The 20,565-nt window shown below is 68.7% G+C and carries 21 protein-coding genes and 1 pseudogene; 10 read left to right on the top strand and 12 right to left on the bottom strand.

What is annotated here, in order from left to right:
• Positions 1-13 precede the first annotated feature (13 nt).
• A complete protein-coding gene (locus QSK35_RS32335) occupies positions 14-2,776 on the bottom strand; it encodes a sacsin N-terminal ATP-binding-like domain-containing protein (protein ID WP_285751439.1) in 2,763 nt (920 codons plus the stop codon).
• Positions 2,773-3,501 carry a DUF3027 domain-containing protein gene (locus tag QSK35_RS32330; protein ID WP_285751438.1) on the bottom strand — a complete coding sequence of 243 codons (729 nt, stop codon included), beginning with the start codon at positions 3,499-3,501 and terminating at the stop codon, positions 2,773-2,775. Before QSK35_RS32330 ends, QSK35_RS32335 begins: the two co-directional genes overlap by 4 nt.
• A 31-nt stretch (positions 3,502-3,532) precedes the next feature.
• Here QSK35_RS32330 and QSK35_RS32325 point away from each other — a divergent pair, with 31 nt between their 5' ends.
• From QSK35_RS32325 to QSK35_RS32315, 3 genes are read left to right on the top strand one after another with little or no spacing between them, the layout of a single operon-like run.
• Entirely contained in the window at positions 3,533-4,318 is a 786-nt protein-coding gene (locus QSK35_RS32325; protein WP_285751437.1) for a glutaminyl-peptide cyclotransferase, read from the top strand.
• Positions 4,319-4,321: 3 nt separating this feature from the next.
• Positions 4,322-5,830, top strand: a complete 1,509-nt coding sequence (locus QSK35_RS32320; RefSeq protein ID WP_285751436.1) for an MFS transporter — start codon at positions 4,322-4,324, stop codon at positions 5,828-5,830.
• 9 nt (positions 5,831-5,839) lie between these two features.
• A complete protein-coding gene (locus QSK35_RS32315; RefSeq protein ID WP_285751435.1) occupies positions 5,840-6,304 on the top strand; it encodes a DUF2771 family protein in 465 nt (154 codons plus the stop codon).
• Positions 6,305-6,356: 52 nt separating this feature from the next.
• Here QSK35_RS32315 and QSK35_RS32310 read toward each other — a convergent pair whose 3' ends face one another.
• Complete coding sequence (locus QSK35_RS32310) at positions 6,357-6,743, bottom strand: cold-shock protein (protein WP_285751647.1); 387 nt, start codon at positions 6,741-6,743, stop codon at positions 6,357-6,359.
• 125 nt (positions 6,744-6,868) lie between these two features.
• On the opposite strand from QSK35_RS32310, the gene QSK35_RS32305 reads away from it, so the two are divergent.
• Positions 6,869-7,060 (top strand): hypothetical protein, encoded by a 192-nt coding sequence (locus QSK35_RS32305; RefSeq protein WP_285751434.1) that lies wholly within the window; start codon positions 6,869-6,871, stop codon positions 7,058-7,060.
• Here QSK35_RS32305 and QSK35_RS32300 read toward each other — a convergent pair.
• Positions 7,035-7,649, bottom strand: coding sequence for an HAD family hydrolase (locus tag QSK35_RS32300; RefSeq protein WP_285751433.1), 615 nt, complete (start codon positions 7,647-7,649; stop codon positions 7,035-7,037). The genes QSK35_RS32305 and QSK35_RS32300 overlap by 26 nt on opposite strands.
• 52 nt (positions 7,650-7,701) lie before the next feature.
• Between QSK35_RS32300 and QSK35_RS32295 the strand changes: the two genes are divergently transcribed.
• Positions 7,702-8,247, top strand: a complete 546-nt coding sequence (locus QSK35_RS32295) for a TetR/AcrR family transcriptional regulator (protein WP_285751432.1) — start codon at positions 7,702-7,704, stop codon at positions 8,245-8,247.
• On the opposite strand, the gene QSK35_RS32290 is transcribed toward QSK35_RS32295, so the two are convergent.
• Positions 8,240-9,178, bottom strand: coding sequence for a Gfo/Idh/MocA family protein (locus tag QSK35_RS32290; RefSeq protein WP_285751431.1), 939 nt, complete (start codon positions 9,176-9,178; stop codon positions 8,240-8,242). The genes QSK35_RS32295 and QSK35_RS32290 overlap by 8 nt on opposite strands.
• A gap of 18 nt (positions 9,179-9,196) precedes the next feature.
• On the opposite strand from QSK35_RS32290, the gene QSK35_RS32285 reads away from it, so the two are divergent.
• Complete coding sequence (locus tag QSK35_RS32285; RefSeq protein WP_285751430.1) at positions 9,197-9,571, top strand: YccF domain-containing protein; 375 nt, start codon at positions 9,197-9,199, stop codon at positions 9,569-9,571.
• Positions 9,572-9,628: 57 nt separating this feature from the next.
• Here QSK35_RS32285 and QSK35_RS32280 read toward each other — a convergent pair whose 3' ends face one another.
• The 5 genes from QSK35_RS32280 to QSK35_RS32260 form a co-directional block, all read right to left on the bottom strand.
• Positions 9,629-10,021 (bottom strand): VOC family protein, encoded by a 393-nt coding sequence (locus QSK35_RS32280; RefSeq protein ID WP_285751429.1) that lies wholly within the window; start codon positions 10,019-10,021, stop codon positions 9,629-9,631.
• Positions 10,022-10,087: 66 nt separating this feature from the next.
• Entirely contained in the window at positions 10,088-11,704 is a 1,617-nt protein-coding gene (locus QSK35_RS32275; RefSeq protein ID WP_285751428.1) for an AMP-binding protein, read from the bottom strand.
• 10 nt (positions 11,705-11,714) lie between these two features.
• Positions 11,715-12,518: a metallophosphoesterase gene (locus QSK35_RS32270; RefSeq protein ID WP_285751426.1), complete on the bottom strand. Its 804-nt coding sequence runs from the start codon at positions 12,516-12,518 to the stop codon at positions 11,715-11,717.
• A 35-nt stretch (positions 12,519-12,553) separates the two neighbouring features.
• On the bottom strand, positions 12,554-13,351 hold the full coding sequence (locus QSK35_RS32265) for an HAD-IIA family hydrolase (protein ID WP_285751425.1): 798 nt from the start codon (positions 13,349-13,351) through the stop codon (positions 12,554-12,556).
• Between the two features lie 10 nt (positions 13,352-13,361).
• Entirely contained in the window at positions 13,362-13,826 is a 465-nt protein-coding gene (locus QSK35_RS32260) for a MarR family winged helix-turn-helix transcriptional regulator (RefSeq protein ID WP_285751424.1), read from the bottom strand.
• Between the two features lie 114 nt (positions 13,827-13,940).
• Between QSK35_RS32260 and moaA the strand changes: the two genes are divergently transcribed.
• From moaA to QSK35_RS32240, 4 genes are all read left to right on the top strand, one after another.
• Positions 13,941-14,999: a GTP 3',8-cyclase MoaA gene (gene moaA / locus QSK35_RS32255; RefSeq protein WP_285751423.1), complete on the top strand. Its 1,059-nt coding sequence runs from the start codon at positions 13,941-13,943 to the stop codon at positions 14,997-14,999.
• A 1-nt stretch (position 15,000) separates the two neighbouring features.
• Positions 15,001-15,246, top strand: a complete 246-nt coding sequence (locus QSK35_RS32250; protein ID WP_285751422.1) for a MoaD/ThiS family protein — start codon at positions 15,001-15,003, stop codon at positions 15,244-15,246.
• A gap of 493 nt (positions 15,247-15,739) precedes the next feature.
• Positions 15,740-16,372 carry a transglycosylase family protein gene (locus QSK35_RS32245; protein ID WP_285751421.1) on the top strand — a complete coding sequence of 211 codons (633 nt, stop codon included), beginning with the start codon at positions 15,740-15,742 and terminating at the stop codon, positions 16,370-16,372.
• Between the two features lie 90 nt (positions 16,373-16,462).
• Positions 16,463-18,937, top strand: coding sequence for an AfsR/SARP family transcriptional regulator (locus QSK35_RS32240; protein ID WP_285751420.1), 2,475 nt, complete (start codon positions 16,463-16,465; stop codon positions 18,935-18,937).
• A 29-nt stretch (positions 18,938-18,966) separates the two neighbouring features.
• On the opposite strand, the pseudogene QSK35_RS32235 reads toward QSK35_RS32240, so the two are convergent.
• Positions 18,967-19,859 (bottom strand): annotated as a pseudogene (locus QSK35_RS32235) (molybdenum cofactor biosynthesis protein MoaE).
• Complete coding sequence (gene moaC / locus QSK35_RS32230) at positions 19,856-20,329, bottom strand: cyclic pyranopterin monophosphate synthase MoaC (protein WP_285751419.1); 474 nt, start codon at positions 20,327-20,329, stop codon at positions 19,856-19,858. Before moaC ends, QSK35_RS32235 begins: the two are co-directional and overlap by 4 nt.
• Positions 20,330-20,565 lie beyond the last annotated feature (236 nt).

The following is a 20,565-nucleotide window of genomic DNA, read 5'->3' as shown; positions in this document are numbered from 1 at the left end:
ACGGCACAAACGTCTAGCCGAGCAGGACGGCCGCCGTCGGGTCCGTGATCAGCGCCGCGAACGTGTGGCGGTCCGCCCAGCGACCGGTCGTCCACGCCAACGCGCGCGCCAGACCCTCGGGCGTGTCCTCCGCGTGCGGCACGCCGTCGACCATCCACCACGGGACCTCGGACCCGTTCACCACCAGCGAGTCGTGCACGACCACGACCCCGTCCGGCAGCTCGACCTCCAGCAGCTCACACGCGACGCGGACGGCCCCAAGCTCACTCCACGGCACCGGATCGCCCTCAGTGGCCGGAGCGCCGGAGACCTCCTCGGAGGCCGGCGGCAGGTCCAGCAGCTCGGCCAGGTCCTCGGAGTACGCGGCCAGCAGCACCCGCGACGGCGGCAGCACACCCAGCAGCCACGGCTGGTCCAGCACCACGACGTCGTCGGCGGGAACGGCCGCGCCCGTGAGCACCCGCACGTTCTCCGGCGGCGCCACGTCGACCAGCGGCAACGCCGCGTAGGCCCGCAGCACCAAGGCCTCCGAGACCGTGCGCGACGGGTCGCCCAGCCGGTCCAGCAGGTCGGCCACGTCGTCCTCGTCGCGGACGTCCAGCGAGTCCCGCACGCCCACGGCGGTCAGCACGTGCGGCGGCAGGCCGAGGTCCGGGACCGCGTCGTACAGGCCTTCCAGCGACGTCGCCGAAGCCAGCCGCCACTCCCCCGGCGCGCGGCCGTCCAGTGACGCGTAGCGCGAGAGCCACCAGCCGGTGTAGCCGTCGGGTTCGGTGACCGCGCGCCAGGTGTCCGGTGACGCGGCCAGCAAACGGAGCGCCGCGGGCCAGTCGGTGACGAGGTCGAGGTCGCGGACGCCCAGCACCCGTGCGGGCGGTTCGGGCGCCGAGTCCCACCAGTAGCCCTCGTCGGGCAGGTCGTGGTCCGGCTCGGTCGGGGCGTCGTCCACCACGACCTGGAAACCGTCCAGCACGCCGACCGACACCAGGGCGGAGCGGGGCCACGCGTCGGCGATTCGCTTGTCCAGCAACGAGAACGCGCCGGACTCGAGCACGTCGACCAGCGGTGAGTCGGGGAGCATGAGCTCGTCGGCGCGGTGCCAGTCGCCGGCGGCCGAGCGCAGTGCCAGCGCGGACAGCCACGGGCGGTCGCCGAACGAGCGATCCACCAGGGACAGCACGGTCTCGACCAGCTCGGTCGGGTCCAGGCCGGCCTGGGCGTCCTCGACGCTGCGGGCCACGGCCTCGCGCATCGACGGCGAGTCGAGCAGTTCGGCGGCGTCCGCCTCGACCGCGCCGAGGCGGGTGAGCAGCGGGTGCACGGCGTCCGGATGCACGATTCGCAGGCCCGGCAACGGATCCGCGGCGATCATCACCGTGCGCGGACCCGTGACCAGCCGTCCGTCGGCCAGCGGAACGGGCAACGCCGACAGCGCCTCGCGGACGTCCGACGACGACTCGGCGAGCGGGGCGAACGCCGCATACACGTCACGCCACCACGACGGGTCGCCGCCCACCCCGGACAGGGCGGCCACGATCTCGGCGGTCGAGACGCGCGGAACTTCCAGTGCGGCAAGGGCCTGCGCGTGTTCGGGAAGTGACAGTGAGGCTTCGAGCAGCCCCGGGACGGCGTCCTCGACCAGCTCGACCAGGTCCTCCGAGTAGAGGTCCAGCACCCGCGCCCGCGAAGGCGCGATCCAGTCCCCGCTCGCCCCAGGAAGCCAGCTGGCAGTGCGCAGTTCGGCCAGCAGCAGCGACCGCAGCCGTGAGTCCACTTCGGACAGCGGGAAGCCGGGCAGCGGCACCAGCGAGGTCCGCTCGAGCGCGGGCAGGCGCGAGACCAGCGACGGATAGGCCCGCGCGGCCTCGGACAGCACGGCCATTGCCGCGTCGCCGGGCATGAGCCGGCGGCGCGAAGGCTCGATCGGCAGCGTCGCGATCAGGCGCGCCGGCAGGGAAAGACGTTCGTCGGTCGGGGTCGGCGCGTGCAACACGTCGTCGCCCAGCGGGCCGTCGAGCGGCCACGCCCACGTCACCATCCACTGTGGACGCTGTTCGACGCCCTGCACCAGCGAAGCGGGAAGCTCGCCGGACGCGCGTTCCACGAGCCAGCGCGCCGGGCCGACGGTGACCACACCGTCCGACTCCGAGCGTTCCCACGCCGAGGAACCGATCTCGATCCGGCGCAGGCCGGGCAGCGCCAGCAGCAGGTCCGGGGCTTGAGCCTCGAAGTCCGACAGGGACACGGCCACCTTCAACGGCAGCCGCACCTCGGTCGCGAAGCCCTCGGGAACCGTCTCGTCGCACGGCCAGACCAGCCGCAGCACGGGCACGTCGCCGTCGCGGGATGCGGCCAGCTCAGGGACCTCGGCACGGGTCCGCGCGGCCGAGAACGCGACGCCACCGGACGTGGACACGATGCGCGGCTCGTCGGACACCGCGAGCACGGCCGCGAAACCGACACCGAACTGGCCGACGCCATGGGCCTTGGCCGAGGCCCGCAACGAGGCGAGCGCGGCCACGCCGTCGGTGGTCAGCGGGGTGCCGGTGTTGGCGAAGCGCAGCTCACCGTCGACCAGGGTGATGCGCAGGACAGCGGGTGAGGAACCGGCCGCGTCGGCGGCGTTCTGGGCCAGTTCGACCAGCAGGCGGTCCCGGTACGAGCCGAGGCGCAGGTCTTCTTCGGCGTTGGCGTCCTCGCGGAACCGGGTCGGCGAGTCGCGCCACGCGGCGAGCACCGAAGCGCGGAGGGCTTCGGTGCCGAACGGGTCGGTCACTCGGAGACGTCCAGCTGGGCGTCGTCGTAGACCAGGTCGGCGACCGGCACCATCGGGCTGATGTCGACCTCGACCTGGGAGTGCGCGCCGCAGCCGTACTCGACGTGCACGACGTGGCCGTCCGCGGGCGCGATCTCGTTCGCGCACACGCCGAACGCGGCGCCGAACGCGCCGGCCACGCGGGTGTAGAAGCCGCAGGTGCCGCAGTGGGCGGGAGCGCTGCGGGCCATGTCGCTGCGCGGACCGAACTCGCCGGCCGCCCAGCGGTCCGCCGCGTCGAGCCGGCCCTCACGCGAGAGCACGCGCTGCCGGCCGAGGCCGACCTCCAGCGCGACCTCCTCGATCGCCGGGTCGTCGGACTGGACGTACGCCTCGATCAGCCGCGGGTCGTCCTCACGGGCCGGCAGCAGGTCGCCGACGCCCAGGTCACCGGCCCGCACGCGCTCACTCCACGGCACCCACTCAGGCGCGACGAGCGCCTCCTTGCCGGGGAGCAGCACGACCTCGCTGACCGACACCGGCGTGCCCTCGCCCGCGTAGGCGACGGTCACCGCCCAGTTCCAGCCGCGGTATCCCGCGTGCTCGGCCTCGAAGAGGTGCGTCACCGAGAACTCGTCCTCGGTCAGCACCCCGACGTGTGCGCCGACGCGTTCCACACCGGCTTCCTCCTGCGCGGCGGCGCGAGCGAGGTCAACGGCGTCGGTGAGCAAAGTCGTCGCGGTCACGGGGTGAATTGTGCCGCAGGTCTACGCCGGGATGAAAACTCGTGCCACCCTCCACGGGGTGCGCTCCCTCGTTTGGTTACTCGCTCTTGCCCTGACGGCCGCCTGCACCGCGGAGCAACCCGCATCGCCGCAGGTCACGCTGCTGGAGACGATTCCGCACGACACGAGCGCGTTCACCCAGGGGCTTGAACTCGTCGACGGCGTCCTGTACGAGGGAACCGGCCTGGAAGGCGAGTCCACCATGCGCGCGGTCGACCCGAAGACCGGCCAGGTCCGCAAGAAGGTCGATCTGCCGCGGGAGCTCTTCGGCGAGGGCATCACCGTCGTCGGGCCGCGCATCTGGCAGATCACGTGGCGCAACGGCGTCGCCATCGAACGCGACCGCACCACCCTGGCCGAGACCCGCCGCGTCCAGTACGAGGGCGAGGGCTGGGGGCTCTGCCACGACGGCAGCCGGCTGATCATGAGCGACGGCTCCGCGAAGCTCGCGTTCCGCGACGCGGCGACGTTCCAGGAAACGGGATCCGTGCAGGTCACACGGGATGGCAAGCCGGTGACCGAGCTCAACGAGCTCGAGTGCGTCAACAACGCCGTGTGGGCGAACGTGTGGCAGACCGACGACATCGTCCGGATCGACCCGAAGACCGGCAACGTCACCGCGACGTTCAACCTCGCGGCGCTGCGCCCGCAAGCCACTGGGAAGGAGGACGTGCTCAACGGCATCGCGGCCATCCCCGGCACCGACGAGTTCCTGGTCACAGGCAAGAACTGGCCGTCCATCTTCCGTGTGAGGTTCACCGGCGTCAGGCAGGATTGAGGTGTGACGCGGAACCGGGGCTGGACTGGGGGGAACCAGGGAGAGCCGAAGCGCTATCCCTGGCAGGACGACGAGTACCGGCCCCGGCAGCACCGCGTGCACGAGAACCGGTTCGAGGCGCCCCGCACCACCCGGCCGTTGCCGCTCGAGGACCAGGACACGGGCCCGGTGTCGGCCCCGAAGCTGCCGAAGAAACTGACCGTCACACGTGTCGCGCTGTTCCGCGGCAAGCAGCTCTCGCAGCAGGCCGTCGCGGCGTTCCGCAGGGCGGCCCACGCCGACGGCGCCAAGAAGTCCGGCATGTCGTCGGTCACCTACGCGGTGATGATGAACTACGCCGCCGACGCGGCGATGGCCGTGGCACTGGCGAACACCCTGTTCTTCTCGGCCGCGTCCGCCGAGTCGAAGTCGAAGGTCGCGCTGTACCTGTTGATCACGGTGGCACCGTTCGCGTTGATCGCGCCGGTGATCGGCCCGCTGCTGGACCGGATCCAGCGCGGCCGCCGGATCGCGCTGGCGTTGTCGTGCCTGCTGCGGGTCCTGTTGTCGATCGTGATGGCGATGCACTTCGACGACTGGCTGCTGTACCCGGCCGCGCTGGGCAGCATGGTGCTGTCGAAGTCGTTCACCGTGCTCAAGTCCGCGATCACGCCACGCGTGCTGCCGCCGGAGATCACGCTCTCCAAGACGAACGCGCGGATGACCGTGTTCGGCCTGGCCGCGGGCGCGGTGTTCGGTGCGTTCGCCGCGGGCTTCGCGAAGATCTTCGGTTCGCCGGGCGCGCTGTGGTTCACCGCAGTGCTGTGCGTGGTGAACGCGGTGCTGTGCATGCGGATTCCGGCGTGGGTCGAGGTCACAGAGGGCGAGGTGCCGGCCTCGCTGCGGCCCAAGCCGGCCAAGGTGCCGGTCAGCAGGCACATCGTGGTCTCGTTGTGGGGCAACGGATCCATCCGCATGCTGACGGGGTTCCTGACGCTCTTCGCCGCGTTCGTCGTGCGCGCGCAGACCGAGGGCGATCCGTTCCAGCAGCTGCTCCTGCTGGGTGTCATCGCGGCCGCGGCGGGCATCGGCAGCTTCCTAGGCAACGCGATCGGCGCGCGGCAGCACTTCGGCAAACCCGACGAGGTGGTGATCGGCTGCGTGGCCACGGCGTTCGGGGCCACCATCCTGGCCGCGATCCTGCCCGGCCTCACCACGGCCGCCGTCGTGGCGCTGCTCGGCGCGACCGCGAGTTCGCTGGCGAAGGTCAGCCTCGACGCGGTCATCCAGGACGACCTGCCCGACGAGTCACGCGCGTCGGCGTTCGGCCGCTCCGAGACGATCCTGCAGCTGACCTGGGTGTTCGGCGGCGCGCTCGGCGTGCTGCTGCCGCCGTGGTTCTGGCTCGGTTTCACCGTCATGGCCGTGCTGCTCGCGGTCGGCGTCGCGCAGACCGTGCTGGTACACCGCGGCACCTCGCTGGTGAAGCTGGTCACCCGCCCGATCCGCAGGCCCGCCCAGGTCACCCCGTAGGCTCGCGACGTGCGTCGAGTTCTGACTGTCCTGGCCTGCGCGGCATTGGTTCTGACCGGCTGCGGCACGCCGCACGACCCCGAGGTCACCTTCTACGCCGCGGGCAAGACGATCCGGGTCACGCCGTCGTACTACTGCGACCTGCGCGGCGGGAACTGCGTCCAGAAGCAGGCCGCCTCGATGAAGGTCCCGGCGGGCAAGCCCGTGCAGATCTCGGTGCCCGGTCAGCTGGCCGACGGCCGGTGGGAGGTCGTCTACAGCTATCTCGACCCGGTCAGCCCCACGAAGAGCGACCTGGTCGGCAAGCAGAGCGAGACGCTCCTCGGCCGCGGCAAGGACTACACGTACACCGTGACCGTGCCTCGGCCGGTCAACCAGCTGGTACGCATCGAGGTACACGAGGCGGCCGCAGCCGTGCTGGCGGACGGAAGCCTCGCCACGCGCGGCGTGTGGATCGTCGACATCGAGCCCTAACAGCGCGAGTCCTACGTTCCCGACCCCCGAGTCGTACCTTCCCGGCCCCGGTTTACGGGTCGAGCTCCCGCGCCACCGCGCGGACGACCTCGGCGATGAGCTTCGAGTTCTTGCGGTCCGGGTAGCGGCCGCGGCGCAGGTCGGGCTGGACCTTCGCCTCCAGCAGCTTGATCATGTCCTCGACCAGGCCGTGCAGCTCCTCGGCGGGTCGGCGCCGCGCCTCGGCGACCGAGGGAACGGGGTCGACGAGCCGCACCGACAGCGCCTGCGGGCCGCGCCGGCCCTCGGCCATGCCGAACTCGATGCGCTGTCCGGCCTTCAGGCCCTGGACTCCCGGTGGCAGCGCGGACTTGCGGACGTAGACGTCCTCGCCACCGTCCTGGGTGACGAAGCCGAAGCCCTTCTCCGTGTCGTACCACTTGACCTTGCCGGTCGGCACCGTGCTCACCATTCCCTATGTTCCACACGACGAACGCGCCCCAGGCGTACCCAGGACGCGTCTCACCAGGGTAGCCAGAACACCGCCGTGAAGGCACCTCCGTTAGCGCGACTACGCTCACGTGCATGACCGCTGACAAGGTGATGCCGCTGGCCGTGGGCCTCTTCGTCCTCGGTGTACTCGCGATCGTCGCGGTCTTCGTGCTGTTCGCCACGGGCCACTCTGACCTGCCGGTCTGGCTGAACGTGGCGGCGACGCTCTGCGCTCCGGTCGGCCTCGCGCTGGGCGTGCTCAGCTCGGTGCGACGGAGGCGCTGAGCCACTCCGGGAACGACGTCAGGTCGTTCAGCACGATGTCCGCGCCGGCCTCGGTCAGCTCCTGAGCACTGCACGGCCCGGTGAGCACACCGACGGCGAGCGCGCCGGCCGCGCGGGCGCCGTGCATGTCGCCGACGTGGTCACCGACGTAGATCGACGCACCGTGCAGCTTGAGCGCCTCGGCCTTGCCGGTCGACCACAGCTCGCCGAACAGGTGGTCGACCTCCCAGCCGAACGCCTCGAGGTGCAGCGCGGCGTTCTTGCGGTACTTGCCCGTGACGACCATCGTCCGGCCACCCAGCGAGCGCACCGCGGCAAGCGCTTGCGCCGCACCCGGCAGCGCGACCGTGCGCGGGATGACGATCTCTGGGTAGAGCGAGCGGAACAACGTGACGAGGTCCGGGATCTCCGCCTCCGGAACGCCCATCTCGCGGTAGATCATGTCCAGGGGCGGGCCGAGGTTCGCGGCGAAGTGCTCGCCGTCGAGGTCGTGCCCGGTGTGGGTGCCCACCTCGTTCAGACAAGCCGCCATACCCGGTCTCGGATCGATGAGCGTCATGTCCAGGTCGAAGCCAACGGTGAACACCACAATGCGGCACTTTACGTCTTTACAAGTCCGCACCAGGTGTAAAGCTGATCTGGTGAGCGACATCACCTCGCTTCTACTCGACGAAGCCGCGGAGTTGCTGGCCGCACACGGGTTCCAGGGTCTGCGCATGATCGAGGTCGCCACCCGCGCCGGGGTGAGCAGGCAGACCGTCTACAACGAGTTCGGCAACAAGGAAGGCCTGGTCCAGGCGGTGGCGGCGCACCGGACCGCGGACTACGTGCGGGGGTTCCAGGACCGGCTGGAACAGGGTGGTGAACCCTTCGAGGCGCTGCGGTCGGCGCTGCGGTTCACCTTCGAGCAGACCGCTCAGGACCGGCTGGTGTCGGCGATCCTCACCGGCGCCGACGCCGAGGACCTGCTGCCGTTGATGACCACGCGCGGCATGCCGGTGCTCGGGCCGGCGGTCGAGGTCGTCGCACAACACCTCGCCCGCCACTTTCCCGGCACCGACGTCCGGCTGTGCGCGGAGACGACCGTGCGCCTCGCGTTGAGCCATCTCCTGTTGCCGATGGGCGACCTCGACCAGGCGATGGACGCGATCATCACGGTCTCGCGCGCCACCCTGGCGGCTAGCTGAGGTAGTCCACGCCGATCTGCCGCAGCGCCGCCTCGAGCGTGCGCATCACGGCGAGCGAGTCGTCGAGCGGCATCTCCGGGCTTTCGGTGTCACCGGCGGAGATCCGTTCGACGACCTCGCGGATCTGGTGCGTGTAGCCGCCGTCGGGGCACGTGTGCTCGACGCCGTTCACCACGATGCTCGTCGGGTTGTAGAACGGATCCGCGATGTCGATCCGCCCGTGCGTACCGACGATGGTCGCCTTCGTCTCGGACGTCGCGCGCAGCGAGCACGTCAGCAACGCGTGCGCGCCGTGCGGGTAGCCGAGCAGCAGGCCCGCGTCACCGTCCACATCGGTCGGTGCGAGCGACCCGTGCGCGGTGACGGTCTCCGGTTCGCCGAGCAACATGTGGGCCAGCGACACCGGGTACACGCCGAGGTCGAGCAGCGCGCCGCCACCCAGTTCCTTGGCCCACAGGCGATCCGCGGGGTCGAAGTCGTGCGCGAACCCGAAGTCGGCGCGGATCGTGCGGATCTCGCCGATGTCGAACGACCGGAGCCGGCGGATCAGCGGGTTGAACCGCGTCCACATGGCTTCCATGAGGAACAGGCCGCTGGAGCGTGCCACCGCCACGAGGTCCTCCGCCTGTGCGGCGGTGAGCGTGAACGCCTTCTCGCACAGGACGTGCTTGCCCGCGCGCAACGCCGCGAGCGTCACCTCGTGGTGCTGGGCGTGCGGAGTGGCCACGTACACGACGTCCACATCGGGATCGGCCAGCAGCGCGCGGTAGTCGCCGTAAGGACGCTCGATCTCGTGTTTGGCGGCGAACTCCTCGGCCTTCCCCAAAATCCGCGAGGAAACCGCGTGAACGTTCACACCGGGCACTTTGCGCATGTCGGCCGTGACGGCGTGGGCGATGCCACCCGTGGCGATCACTCCCCAGTTCAGCACGTACGGGAGCATAGGGGTATGCGCCTGATTCTGAACGTGGTCTGGCTGGTGCTCGCCGGCTTCTGGCTGGCCGTCGGGTACGCCCTCGCCGGCGTGATCTGCTGCATCCTGATCATCACGATCCCGTGGGGCATCGCGGCGTTCCGCGTCGCGAACTACACGCTGTGGCCGTTCGGTCGCACGATCGTGCCGAAGCCCGGCGCGGGAACGGGATCGCTGCTGGGCAACGTCATCTGGATCATCTTCGCCGGGTGGTGGCTCGCGCTGGGGCACCTGACGACCGGCATCGCGCTGTGCGTCTCGATCATCGGGATCCCGCTGGGGATCGCGAACTTCAAGCTGATCCCGGTCTCACTCGTGCCGCTCGGCAAGGAGATCGTCGAGGTTCCGTAACGAGAAAGTCCCCTGCGGGCGTCGGGGGCACCCGCAGGGGACCATTCGCATCAGCTGTCAGGCACCGTTGTCCAGCAGCTGGTGCAGGCACAGGATGTTGCCCTCGGTGTCGCAGAACCACGCGGCCCGGTCGCTGCCCATGACCGCGATGTGGTTGACCGTCTTGAGGTCGGGCAGGTCGTAGTCCTCGAACTTCACGCCCTTGCCCTCGAGGTCCTTGATCTCACCCTCGAGGTCGGACACCTCCCAGGTGAGGACGGTGTGCTTGGTCTGCGCACCGGCTTCCGCAGGCATCAGTCCCAGCGCGTCGCCCTGGCCGAGCTCGAAGATCCTGGTGCCGTCCGGCGCCGTCATGATCGGCTTGAGCCCGAGCTGGTCCGAGTAGAAACGACTCGCGCGCTCGGGGTCGGACACGGGCAGCATCGTCGTGGTCCGGGTGGCTGTGAGCATGGGCGCCTCCTTCAACCAGATGGCCCAATCGTGCGCCTCGTCATTCCCAGTGACAAGGGTCTTTCGTCAGGCATGCCTGGTCCGGGCGGCATCCTCGAGGCGCAGCAGTTTCACGGCCTCCGCGCGCATCTCGACCTTGCGGATCTTGCCCGTGACGGTCATCGGGAACTCCTCGACCACATGCACGTACCGCGGGATCTTGTAGTGCGCGAGCTTGCCGGCGCAGAACTCCTTCAACGCCTCCGCGGTCAACGCCTCCGCGCCCGGTCGCATCCGGACCCACGCCATGAGCTCCTCGCCGTACTTCACGTCCGGCACGCCGATCACCTGGGCGTCCAGCACGTCCGGGTGCGTGTAGAGGAACTCCTCGATCTCGCGTGGATAGATGTTCTCGCCGCCGCGGATGACCATGTCCTTGATGCGGCCGGTGATGTTGACGTAATCGTCGTCGTCCATGACGGCCAGGTCGCCGGTGTGCATCCACCGCGCCTGGTCGATCGCCTCGGCCGTCTTCTCGGGTTCGTTCCAGTACCCCAGCATCACGGAGTAACCGCGCGTGCACAGTTCGCCCGGCTGTCCACGCGGGACGGTCCGCCCGGTCTCCGGGTCGACGATCTTGACCTCCAGGTGCGGCCCCACCCGGCCGACCGTGGACACCCGGCGGTCGATCGAGTCGTCGGCGCGGGTCTGCGTGCTGACCGGTGACGTCTCGGTCATGCCGTAGCAGATGGACACCTCGCGCATGCCCATCCGTTCGATCACCTGCTTCATCACCTCGACCGGGCACGGCGAGCCCGCCATGATCCCGGTGCGCAGGCTGGACAGGTCGTAGTCGTCCGCCGTGTCGAGCATCGCGATGAACATCGTCGGCACGCCGTAGAGGCTCGTGCACTTCTCCTCGGCGACGGCCTCCAGCGTCTTCGCCGGGTCGAACGCCTGCGCCGGGATCACGACGCACGCGCCGTGGCTCGTCGACGCGAGGTTGCCCATCACCATGCCGAAGCAGTGGTAGAACGGCACGGGCACGCAGATCCGGTCGTTCTCCGTGTAGCCGCACAACTCCCCGACGAAGTACCCGTTGTTGAGGATGTTGTGGTGGCTGAGCGTCGCGCCCTTGGGGAAGCCCGTGGTGCCGGACGTGTACTGGATGTTGATCGGGTCGTCGGCGCCGAGCTCCGGCCACGGCAGCTGTTTCGCGACCTGTTGCAGCTCCGTCCACTCCGGACTGTCGAAGAGGATCGTGTTGCGCAGCGCCGGGCAGTTCGGCTTGACCTGCTCGATCATCTCCGCGTAGTTGGAGGTCTTGAACTCCCGCGCGGCGATCAGCGTGTGGATGCCGGACTGGTTGATCACGTACTCCAGCTCGTGCACCCGGTACGCCGGGTTCACGTTGACCATGATCGCGCCGATCTTGGCGGTGGCGTACTGCACGATGAACCACTCGGCGCGGTTCGGCGACCAGATGCCCACCCGGTCGCCGGTCTTGACCCCTTCGTTCATCAGGCCCTGCGCGATCGCGGTGACGTCCGCGGCGAGCTCGCGGTATGTCCACCGGCGGCCGGTCGTGCGGTCGACCAGCGCCTCGCGGTCACCGAACCGGGCCACCGCGCGGTCGAAGTTCTCGCCGATCGTGTCGCCGAGCAGCGGAACTCGGGAAGTGCCAGATGAGTAACTGACGGTCATGCCCCCAAGTTCACTCCTCGTAGGGCAGGGGCACAACCAGACAGGGACCGCCGCTGTAGAGGCCGGCGTCGATGGCCAGGACCTTCCCGTCCGCGTACCGGAACGGCCCGTCGATCTCCTCGGGCGGCACGCCGAGCTGGTCGGCGATCACGCTGTGCCCGTGCACGACGGAACCGCCGCCGAGCACGTCCAGCAGTTCGCCGACGACCTCGGCCCCCTGGTCGCCGCGGAACGCGTAGCGCGTCGTCATCTTGCGCCAGCACTCCCACCACGCGACGAGGTCGTCCGACGCCAGCACCTCGGCCACGGCGTCGTTGACCTCGTCGATCGTCTCGCCCCAGTCGAGGTAGGCGGTGGTGTCCGAGTGCATCAGCAGGTGGTCGTCGACCAGCTTCAGCACCGGCCGCGTGATGAGCCACTCGATGTGCTTGTCCGTGAGCCGGTCCTGGTCGCTGCGCAGACCGCCGTTGAGCAGCCAGCTGCGCGCGAACGACCGCGGGCCGGGGCTCTCCGGCACCTGCGCGTCGCCGAACCGGTACATGCCCAGCAGCAGGACCTCGTGGTTGCCGATCAGCGAGTTCACCGAGCCGCCCGCCTCGGCGGCCTCCTCGCCCAGCCGCATGACCAGCTCGATCACGCCGATGCCGTCGGGTCCCCGATCGACGAAGTCGCCCAGGAACCACAGCTCGGCATCGCCACCGCACCACGACCCCTCGGAGTCGATGAGGTTCGCGTGGTGCAGGGCTCTGGCGAGCTCGGCCAGGTGCCCGTGCACGTCACCCACGACATACAACGGGCGTCGATCGGTCTCCACGAAAGCGACGATATGTGATGTGGAAGTCGTGAGCGCTACTCAGCGGTCGCCGAGAACGGATCGGCCGAGCTCCCGACCAGGTCGGCGATCGAGTCGACGACCCGCGTGGGCTTGTACGGGTACATGTCGGCCGTCTCAAGGGACGAGATCCCGCTGAGCACCAGGATCGTCTGCAGCCCCGCTTCCAGGCCGGACCGCACGTCGGTGTCCATCCGGTCGCCGATCATGATCCCCTGCGCGGAGTGCGACCCCAGCGCCCGCAGCGCGGACCGCATCATCAACGGGTTGGGCTTGCCCACGTAATAAGGCTCGCGGCCGGTCGCCTTCTCGATCAACGCGGCCACGGCGCCGGTGGCGGGCAGCGAACCCTCTCGTGAGGGACCGGTGGAGTCCGGGTTGGTCGCGATGAACTTCGCGCCCTCCTCGACGAGCCGGATGGCCTTGGTGATCGCGGTGAAGCTGTAGGTGCGGGTCTCGCCGAGCACGACGTAGTCCGGGTCGCGGTCGGTCAGCACGTAGCCGATCTCGTGCAGCGCGGTGGTCAGCCCGGCCTCGCCGATGACGAACGCCGAGCCGTTCGGGCGCTGGGAGTCCAGGAACCTGGCGGTGGCCAGCGCCGAGGTCCAGATGGACTCCTCGGGGATGTCCAGGCCCGTGCGGTGCAGCCGTGCCCGCAGATCACGCGGGGTGTAGATGGAGTTGTTGGTGAGCACGAGGAAGGGCGTGTCCGACTTGCGCAGCTCGGAGACCCACTCGTCGGCGCCTGGGATCAGGTGCTCCTCGTGCACCAGCACGCCGTCCATGTCCATGAGGTAGTGCCACTGCTCCGCCATGGAGCAAGTATCAACGCTCGATCACGCGCCTGCGGAACGTCTCGATCTGCAGGCGGTTGTACCTCTCGAGAACTTCTCGTTCCTCGGGGGTGAAGTGGCCGAGCACCTCGACCATCGACTTGCCCGCCTCGTCGAAGAGGTGGGCGTACTTCTCCAGGTCCTGCGGCACGATCTCGACGAGCACCTTGCGCCGGTCGTGCGGGTCACGCACGCGGCGCACGAAGCCCCCGCGTTCCAGCCGGTCGATCACGCCGGTGACGGCACCGGTGGACAGTCCCGAAAGCTCGGCGATCCGGCCGGCGGTGACCGGCCCGTCCGCGCGCATGGCCAGGTCGAGGCACTTCTCGTCGGTCGTGGACAGCCCCATCTGCTCGGCCACGCGGTTGTGGAACATCACCGTCAGCGCGCTCAGCTCACGCATGTACCAGGAGAAACGCTCCAGCACGTCCGGCGGGATCTCGTTCGCAGGCGCCATGGTAAACATCTTAGCCACTAAGAGAAATCGTTGTGTGATGACCCAATCGTCCGGATCGTGGGTGACCTATTTGTAGTGACACCCCACAAGAGGCGGGCGATTACCCTGGTAGAGGTGACAGCAGTGGATCTGGGCATTCCCGTCGTTCGCGGCACCCCCGAGGCGTCGGACCGGCCGGACACACCGCTGCTCGTCGACCGGTTCGGACGGATCGCGAAGGACCTGCGGGTCTCGCTGACCGACCGGTGCAACCTCCGGTGCACGTACTGCATGCCCGCCGAGGGCCTGGACTGGCTGCCCAAGTCCGACCAGCTGACCGACGACGAGCTCGTCCGGCTGATGCGGATCGCGGTCACCCTCCTCGGCGTCACGGACATCCGCTTCACCGGCGGCGAGCCGTTGCTGCGCCGCGGCCTGGAGCACGTGATCGCCGCGACCGCCGCCCTGCGCCCCCGCCCGCGGATGTCCATGACCACCAACGGCATCGGACTCGACCGGCGCGCGCGGGCGTTGAAGGAGGCCGGGCTCAACCGGATCAACATCTCGCTCGACACGCTCTCCGCTTCCCGTTTCTCGACCTTGACCCGGCGCAACCGTCTCGAAGACGTGTTCGCCGGACTGGCGGCCGCACGCGAGGCCGGCCTCACGCCGGTGAAGGTCAACTCCGTACTGCTGCGCGGTGTCAACGAGGACGAGGCCGTGCCGCTGCTTCGGTTCTGTGTGGACAACGGCTACCAGCTGCGGTTCATCGAGCAGATGCCGCTGGACCCGCAGCACGGCTGGACCCGCACGAACATGATCACCGCGGCGGAGATCCTGGCGTCGCTGTCGACCGCTTTCTCGCTGACCCCGGAGCCCGCGCCGCGCGGTGGGGCGCCTGCGGAAAGATGGCTCGTCGACGGAGGACCGGCGGTGGTCGGCGTGATCGCCTCGGTGACCAGGCCGTTCTGCGCCGCGTGCGACCGCACCCGGCTCACGTCGGACGGACAGGTGCGCAACTGCCTGTTCAGCCAGTCCGAAACGGACCTGCGGGCGGCGTTGCGCGGCGGCGCCTCGGATGACGAGATCGCTTCGCTGTGGCGGGCGAACTCGTGGGCCAAGGCGGCGGGGCACGGCATCAACGACGCCGGCTTCCACCAGCCGGACCGGCCGATGAGCGCGATCGGAGGATGAGGTGAAGGTTCGCTACTTCGCGGGCGCCCGCGCGGCCGCGGGGATCGCCGACGAGGACGTCGAGCTGACCGGAGACGTCACGGTCGCGGACGTACTGGCCGTCGTCGGCGAGCGACACGGCGAGCGCCTCGGCCGGGTGCTGGCCGCCTCCAGCTTCCTGCTCGACGGGGTGGCCGTGCGCGACCGTGGTGTCCTCGTGCACGCGGGCGCGGAGCTCGACGTCCTGCCGCCGTTCGCCGGCGGCTGAGTTCTTCGTGCGGGCAGCCGGCGCGGGATTACGGCGTGCTGGTGCAGACGGCGTAGTTCCCATCCCCGATCAGTTGCCCTGCATCGATCTTCGACACTCCACCGATGGTGAGCGGGCCGTCTCCGATGGTCGAAACGAAGTGACGCAGACCTCACTTTGCGTGATGGATACCGAAGAATCTCGGGAAGGCCACAGGCCGATAACGGCCTTTCTGACCTGCAAAAAGGGGGCGATTCTCGGGGTTACCTGAGCGTTACTGTGACGTGCGTCACGCCCTAGGTTGTTTGGCGAGCCGCCTCGCGGTTACGTACCGTCGCTCTTCGGTTGGCCCCGACCAACCACGGCAAGACCGGAGGACCGAACACCGAATCCTGTCCGAGCGGCCCTCCGGACCAAATCCCGAGCGAGAGAACCCGCCGGACAGGAACTGGGGAACACAACCGGGCCCCGAACCCGAGTTCCCTGCACGTAGGTGTGGTGGACCGAGAGGGAAATGGCTCTTAACCGAGGCAAGCACGGCAAGCAGGGTTCCGCCGCTCGCAGCATCGCCAAGGTCGCGGTCGCCGGTGTCATCGCCGGTGCTCCGCTGGGTCTGGCCATGGGCACCGCCCAGGCCGCCCCCGCAGTCAACTGGGACGTTGTCGCCCAGTGTGAGTCCGGCCAGAACTGGTCGATCAACACCGGCAACGGCTACTACGGTGGCCTGCAGTTCACGCAGGGCACCTGGAACGCCAACGGTGGTTCCGGCAACCCGGCGAACGCCTCCCGCGAGGAGCAGATCCGCGTCGCCGAGAACGTGCTCCGCACGCAGGGCATCAACGCGTGGCCGAACTGCGGCCCGAAGGGTCTGACGGGCGCCGCTGCCCCGGCCCGCACCGCCCCGGCCCCCGCGCAGCGCAAGGCCGCGCCCGCTCAGCGCCAGGCCGCCCCGGCGCCGGTCGCCGCTCTTCCGGGTTCCACGAGCAACCCGAAGGGCGAGTACGAGATCAAGCCCGGCGACACGCTGTCGAAGATCGCCGAGGAGCAGAAGGTCGAGGGTGGCTGGCAGGCCATCGTCGAGAAGAACAAGGAGTTCCTGACGAACCCGGACCTGATCTTCCCGGGTAACAAGATCACCCTGAAGTGATCTGAGCTCCAGACGTGGAGGCCCTCACCGCGACCCCCCGGCGGTGAGGGCCTCCACCCCTTTCAAGGGTGCGACAGACAGAATCGCGTAGTGGACCTTCGCTTCGGACTGCTCGGACCACTGCTCGTGGAACGCGATGGTGTGGAACTGACCATCAGGTCGGCCACGCACCGAGTGATGCTTGCTTCGTTGCTGCTACAGGCCAACCACACGGTCCCCACCAATGTGCTCATGGAACATGTGTGGGGCGGTCCCACACATGTCCGCACTCGAAACGCGTTGCAGCAAAGCGTGGTGCGGCTTCGGCGCGTCCTGGGTGAAGATTCGATCCGTTCGGTGCCCGGCGGTTACATGGTCGACGTGGCAGAGGATGCCCTCGACCTCCTTCAGTTCAAAGCATGGGTGCGACAGGCAAAGGATGCGAAAGACGCTCATATCGCGTCTGCATTGCTGACCAGAGCCCTTGAGTTGTGGCGCGGGGAACCACTGTCGGACGTGCCGTCCGAAACACTGCGTCGTGGAACCGTGGTGGCTCTCATCGAGCAACGGCTTGCTGCCGAAAAGCTCCGAAGCGAACTCACAGTCGTCCCGCGTCAGCTCCCAAGCAGCATTTCGCAGTTCGTCGGGCGCTCTGAGCAACTGCGTGAACTGGACGCCATGCTCACGTCCTCAGACGGCACGATGGTCATCTCGGCACTCGGTGGCACACCGGGCATCGGCAAGACCGCGTTGGCGGTGCACTGGGCACATCGAGTCGCGGACAGGTTCCCCGACGGCCAGCTCTACGTGAACCTGCGGGGCTTCGACCCGTCCGGCGCGCCGAAGACGCCCGAGGAGGCGATTCGCGGGTTCCTCGACGCGTTCAAGGTCCCGAGGGAACGGATTCCGCACAGTGCTGATCAACAGGCTGCCCTCTACCGCGAACTGATGGCGGGCAAACGAGTCCTGCTCATCCTGGACAACGCCCGCGACGCGGACCAGGTGCTGCCCCTGCTGCCGGCCGGCTCTGGTTGCTCGGTTGTGGTCACCAGCCGCGACACACTGACCGAACTGACAGAGAAGCACAGCGCACGCCGATTGGTGCTGGACGTACTCGGCGAGGAGGACGCCGCCGCTCTCCTGGCTCGCCACCTCGGCCGGGAGAGAGTCGACGTAGAACCGGACGCTCTTGCCGAGCTGATCGACCGTTGCGCACGACTGCCGCTGGCGTTGACGATCGCAGCCGCCACCGCCGCGCACTCCAGTTTTGCGCTGAGCGGTTTGTCGGAAGAACTGCGGGATGAACAAGCCCGGCTGGACGCGCTCGACACCGGCGACCCGCTCACGGACGTCCGCACCGTGTTCTCGTGGTCGTACCAGCAGCTGAGTCCTCCAGCCGCCCGAGTATTCCGGCTGCTCGGCGAACATCGTGGTCCCGACATCTCGCTGAACGCGGCAGCGAGCCTCTGTGGCAGCTCTCGTATGGAGACCGCCGCGTTGATCGACGAGTTGGTCCGGTCAGCGCTGTTGTCGCAGACCGCCCCTGGCCGCTACGCCTTCCATGATCTCCTACGGGTATACGCGCTGGGGCTCCCGGACGAGGGGCGCCACGCAGCCACTCACCGCGTTCTGGACCATTATCTGCATTCGGCGTATGCGGCCGAGAGTTTGTTCAACCCGAACCGTTTCTTCATCGAGCTCAAGCCCGCGGAAGAGGGTGTGAGACCGGAGGAGTTCACCGACGCCGACCACGCCAGAGCATGGTTCGCGATCGAGCGCCCGGTGCTGACGGCCGCGGTCACCCACGCCGCGGATGTCCGAGCAGACACCCAAGCGTGGCAACTGTCTTGGGCGGTCGCGAGCTTTCTCGATCGATCGGGCTACTGGCAGGACTGGGCGCGAATCCAACCGGACGTCACGGCTGCCGCCGAACGGCTCGGTGATCTCGACGCACAGGCGCGTTCAGCGCTGATCGCTTGTCATGCGTACGCACGCCTCGGCTCGTTCCCCAAGGCCCGCATCCACGCCGCCTCGGCGCTCGACGCGTACCAACGACTGAACGACCTCGAACTCGAGGCCGGCGCGCACAGCACTCTCGGCTGGTTGTACGAGCAGGAGGACCGGTTCGACGCGGCGTTGGTTCACTCGAACAAGGCGGCGCAGCTTTATCGCGCGACCGGCAACAAGCAGGGCGAGGCAAAGGCTCTCAACGCGATGGGGTGGGATCACGCCCAACTCGGCTGCTACGAGGAGTCGATCATCTGCTGCGAACAGGCCGTCGAACTCTTCAAGGAGACCAACGACCACTTTTATCACGCCAGCACGTTGGACAGCATCGGATTCGCCAGACACAAGCTGGGTGAACACGAACTCGCCATCGCGATGTTCCGCGAAGCACTCGAGTTGCGCGGCACAATGAATGACCTGCTCAACAGCTCGACGATCCTCACCCACCTCGGCGATGCACTGCGCGCCACCGGTGACATCGCCGCCGCCCGTGACGCCTGGCAACACGCGCTGGACAATCTGGTGAGCCTCGGCCACCCGGACGCTGCCGGGGTCAAAGCCCGACTCGAGGACAGCTGACTGCTCGTGGAACGCGATGACGTCGCGGCTCAGGGGCAGTTGACCCACTCGTCGCTGCCGTCGGCGAACACCTGCCGCTTCCACACCGGCAGCCGCTTCTTGACCTCGTCCACGAGGTCCGAGCACAACGCGAACGCTTCCTTGCGGTGCTCCGCGGCAACGGCACACGCCAGCGCCACGTCCCCGATCTTCAACGGCCCGACCCGGTGCGACACGGCCAGCGCCCGCACCTTCTCGTATTTCGTGGCCAACTCTTCGGCCACCTCGGCCACAATGTCCGCCGCGCTCGGGTGCCCGTGGTACTCGAGCTCGAGCACGGACCGCCCCCCGTCGTGATCGCGCACGACCCCGGAGAACGTCACAACAGCCCCGGCCGCGGCGTCCGCGACCAGCTTCGCGTGTTCCTCGACCGACAGCGGCTCCTCGGTCACGGTGGCCCGCAGTACAACGGTCATGAGTGGTCACCTCCACGCAACTGGTCGACCGCATGCTCCAACACCAGCCCCAGCACTTCCAACCCGTCCCGCACGCCGCCGGTAGACCCCGGCAGATTCACCACCAGCGTGCGCCCCGCAACCCCCGCCACGCCCCGCGACAGCACCGACGCGGGCACACGCGGCCACCCAGCGCCGCGCACGGCGTCCGCGAGCCCAGGTACCTCGTAGTCGAGCACCTCACGCGTGGCTTCCGGCGTCCGATCAGTCGGGTTGATCCCGGTCCCTCCGGTGGTGATCACAACGTCCACCCCCGCGGCCACGGCCGCTCTGAGCGCTTCAGCCACCGGCTCCCCGTCCGGCACGACCGCCGCTTCCTGAACGTCGAACCCACGGCCTCTCAGCCACTCGACGATGATCGGGCCACTGCGGTCCGGGTACACACCCGCCGCAGCGCGGTTGGACGCAGTGATGACGCCTGCTTTCACGGTCTCACCCACAGGCCGGACTTCCCGCCTTCCTTGCGCTCCACCCGCACGTCGGTGATCGTCGCCGCCGGGTCGACCGCCTTCACCATGTCGTGCAGCGTCAGCCCTGCCACCGACACGGCCGTCAGTGCTTCCATCTCGACGCCCGTGCGGTCGTTGGTGCGGACCGTGGCCGTGATCCTGACCTCTTGTTCTGCGAGCTCCAGGTCGACCTTCACGCTAGAGAGGGCGATCGGGTGGCAGAGCGGGACCAGCTCCCAGGTGCGTTTCGCCGCCATGATGCCCGCGATCCTGGCAGTGGCCAGGGCGTCGCCCTTGGGAAGGCCGTCGGTGCCCAGCAGTCCGATCACTTCGGCAGTGGTGCGGAGGGTGCCGGAGGCGATCGCGGTGCGGGTGGTCGCCTCCTTGCCGGAGACGTCGACCATGCGGGCAGCACCGCTGGAGTCCAAGTGGGTGAACTGCTTGGTCATGCCGCGATGCTATGCCCGCACGTGTCGGAGTGCGTGGTTGCCCGGCTGCCGGGTTCCTTGGCTGCCGGTTGCGTGCGTGATCTTTGGCTGCCGGTTGCGTGGGTGGTCGGCCTTTTGTTGGCTGCCGGTGTCGTGGGGCGCTGCGTCTTCCGGGACGCGCTTCGCGCGTGCGATTGGGGCTTGACTTGGGGCCCCTCGCGGCGTGGTGGGCCGGCTCCGCCGGCAGATGCAAGATC

The sequence above is a fragment of the Lentzea sp. NBRC 105346 genome, assembly GCF_030269605.1.
Taxonomy (GTDB): Bacteria; Actinomycetota; Actinomycetes; order Mycobacteriales; family Pseudonocardiaceae; genus Lentzea.
The sequence above is the reverse complement of the archived record's forward strand: the minus strand, read 5'-3'. Positions and strand labels throughout refer to the sequence as shown.